At 61.9% G+C, this 2,780-nt stretch carries 3 protein-coding genes; all 3 read left to right on the top strand.

Translation table 11 applies throughout. From position 1 onward, the window contains the following. Positions 1-112 precede the first annotated feature (112 nt). The 3 genes from EXZ48_RS34335 (at position 113) to EXZ48_RS34325 (ending at position 2,742) form a co-directional block, all read left to right on the top strand. Entirely contained in the window at positions 113-1,144 is a 1,032-nt protein-coding gene (locus EXZ48_RS34335; RefSeq protein ID WP_130521524.1) for a transporter substrate-binding domain-containing protein, read from the top strand. 66 nt (positions 1,145-1,210) lie between these two features. Then, positions 1,211-2,419, top strand: coding sequence for an ABC transporter permease subunit (locus EXZ48_RS34330; protein ID WP_130521522.1), 1,209 nt, complete (start codon positions 1,211-1,213; stop codon positions 2,417-2,419). Next, positions 2,416-2,742: a hypothetical protein gene (locus tag EXZ48_RS34325; protein ID WP_245462439.1), complete on the top strand. Its 327-nt coding sequence runs from the start codon at positions 2,416-2,418 to the stop codon at positions 2,740-2,742. Before EXZ48_RS34330 ends, EXZ48_RS34325 begins: the two co-directional genes overlap by 4 nt. Positions 2,743-2,780 lie beyond the last annotated feature (38 nt).

The raw sequence follows: 2,780 nt of genomic DNA, 5'->3' as shown, positions 1-2,780 counted from the left end.
TTATGCGGGTTCGAGACGAGGGTTCACGATCCGTTCGACCTTAGCGCAGGATTTTGAACAGATCTTGTTCCGACCCCTTGCAGGGCGCTCGCGATATTCACAGGGGAACGCAATGAAAATGATCAAGCTTCTCACGGCCGGCGCATTTGCTGGTCTCGCTCTTACCGCAGGTCACGCATCGGCCTCCGTCCTCGATACGGTGAAGGAACGCGGTACGCTGAACTGCGGCACGGACAACACGGCGCCCGGCTTCGGTTACCTCAACACGACGACCGGCCAGATGGAAGGTCTCGACGTCGATTTCTGCCGCGCCGTCGCGGCCGCCGTTCTCGGCGATGCCTCGAAGGTCAAGTTCGTCACCGTCACGGACAAGAGCCGCTTCGACGCAGTGCTCACCAACCAGGTCGACGTCGTCTTCGCGCACACGACCATCAAGCCGGCGCGCGAATCCTCGATCGCCATCGATTTCCTGCCGATCAACTTCTACGATGGCACGGGCATCATGGTGAAGACGGATTCCGGCGTCAAGGAATTCGCCGATCTCGACGGCGCCACCTTCTGCACGACGCAGGGCTCCGTGACCGAGACGGTCCTAACCAGCGCCTTCAAGGCACGCGGCTGGGAAGGCTCTAAGGTTCTGACCTACGAAAACCTCGAAAAGCTTTTCGCCGCCCTCAATTCCGGCCGCTGCAACGCGATGAGCACCGACAAGTCCGCGCTCGCCGCCTGGGCCGGCAATTCGCCGAAGCCCGACGACTACCTAATCCTGCCCGACACGCTCGACAAGTCGCCCTTCGGCGGCTTCGTCGCGGCGAACGATTCCAAGTGGCGCAACGCGCTGCGCTGGATCACCTACGGTCTCTTCCAGGCTGAAGAATCCGAGATTACCCAGGCAAATCTCGAGGAGAAGCTGAAGAGCGAAGATCCCTTCGTCCAGAAGTTCCTCGGCGTCGGCGGCGGCTATGGCAAGGACTTCGGCCTTCCGGACGACTTCGTCGCGCAGGCGATCAAGGCTACCGGCAACTACGGCGAGATCTACGACCGTAACCTCGGGCCGAACACCAAGATGTTCCTCGACCGCAAGGGCACGCCGAACGCCCAGTGGTCGCAGGGTGGCTCGATCTACTCGCCGCTCTGGAACTGATCTTCCCCATGACCGGACCGGGGCGGCACGCCGCCCCAGTCCCTTCCTCGGTTCTGGTATCTCGACATGACTGTGCACCAAGCGAACGCGCCCGGAAATGCGGCTGACGATGACGTTCTGGCCCGCCGCCGGCGCAACCGGATACGGTACGACGCCACCCAGTTCGCCATCATCGCGGCTGCTGTCGTCCTGGTGGTCCTCTTTGCCTATGCGGTAAAGGAAGGGCTTGCCCGTCACGGGATCAAATTCAGCTTCTCGTTCCTCTGGGATGCCGCCGGCTTCGACATCAGCGAAGGCAAGACCTTCGTCTTCGACGGCGGCTTCTGGCCGGCCTTCACGGATTTCACGTCGGACCGCCTGATCGCGCAGGCCTTCGTCGCAGGCATATTCAACACGATCAAGGTCGCCGTCCTCGCCATCGTGCTCAGCACCGTGCTCGGTACGATGCTCGGCGTCGGCCGGCTCTCGACGAACTGGGTGGTGCGCAATCTCTCCTTCTGGTGCGTGGAGTTCGTGCGCAACACGCCGCTCCTGATCCAGCTCGTCTTCTGGTACTTCGCCGTTGTCCTGCATTTCCCGCCGATCGCCGCCGCCGCCAAGTTCTATGGCGTCGTGATCAGCCAGCAGGGCCTCTATTTCCCCGTGCCCACCTGGCAGGGAGGGGATTCGACGCTCGCCATCGGAACCGCGACCGCATTCTGGGTTGCGCTCCTCGGCCTGATTTTCGACCGCCACAAGTCTGTCCGCTGGATCTGCGCCGGCGCGGTAGTCTTGCTTGCCGGCATCATGTTCTCGACCGGCATCCTGGGCCTCGACGTGCCCGTCGCCTCGAAGTTCCAGGCGCGCGGCGGCTCGAGCATGAGCCCTGAAATGGCCGCGCTCCTCCTCGCCATCGTCGTCAACAGTGCTTCCTACATCGCGGAGATCGTGCGCGGCGCCATCGACGCGTTGCCGAAGGGGCAATGGGAGGCCGCGGCCTCGCTCAGCCTGACAAGCCGGGACGCGGTCAACGATATCATCCTGCCGCAGGTTTTCCGCGTCGTGCTGCCGTCCTTCGGCAACCAGTATATCAGCCTGGCGAAGAACACGGCGCTGGGCATCGCCATCGGCTATCCCGAACTCTTCAACATCTACGGCACCATTGCCAACCAGACCGGTCACAGCCTCGAAGGCATCGTGATCGTGATGATGTCCTATCTGATCCTCAGCTGGGCCATAAGCGCCGCCGTCGGCTGGGCCGACCGCCGCATGACCAAACGTGGAGCCTCGCGATGATCGCCAATTCCCTGAAATGGTCGCGGTACAACCTGTTCGGCAAACCGTTCGACGCCCTTCTGTCTCTTACGGTCATCCCCGGTGTTCTCTGGCTCATCTGGCAGATCGTCCGCTGGGCATTGACGGTAGCGCAATGGGATATCATTCCGCGGAGCCAGCGCGTGCTCATGATCGGTATCTTCCCAGCCGATCAGGCATGGCGCGCTTGGGTCGCGATCATGATCGTCGCTGCCATGGTTGGTGCGGGGCTCGGATGCGTGTTCGCATTCAGGAAATATCACGCTGTCGCTACGTTTTCGCAGTTGAGGACTGCACACGCTTGAACCACGGCCATACCTTCATCCCTCGTGTCGTTCATTAT

Origin of the sequence: Shinella sp. JR1-6 (assembly GCF_004284735.1) — a bacterium.
Lineage (GTDB): Bacteria > Pseudomonadota > Alphaproteobacteria > Rhizobiales > Rhizobiaceae > Shinella.
Note: the sequence above shows the minus strand (reverse complement) of the source record. Positions and strands in the feature narration are given on the sequence as shown.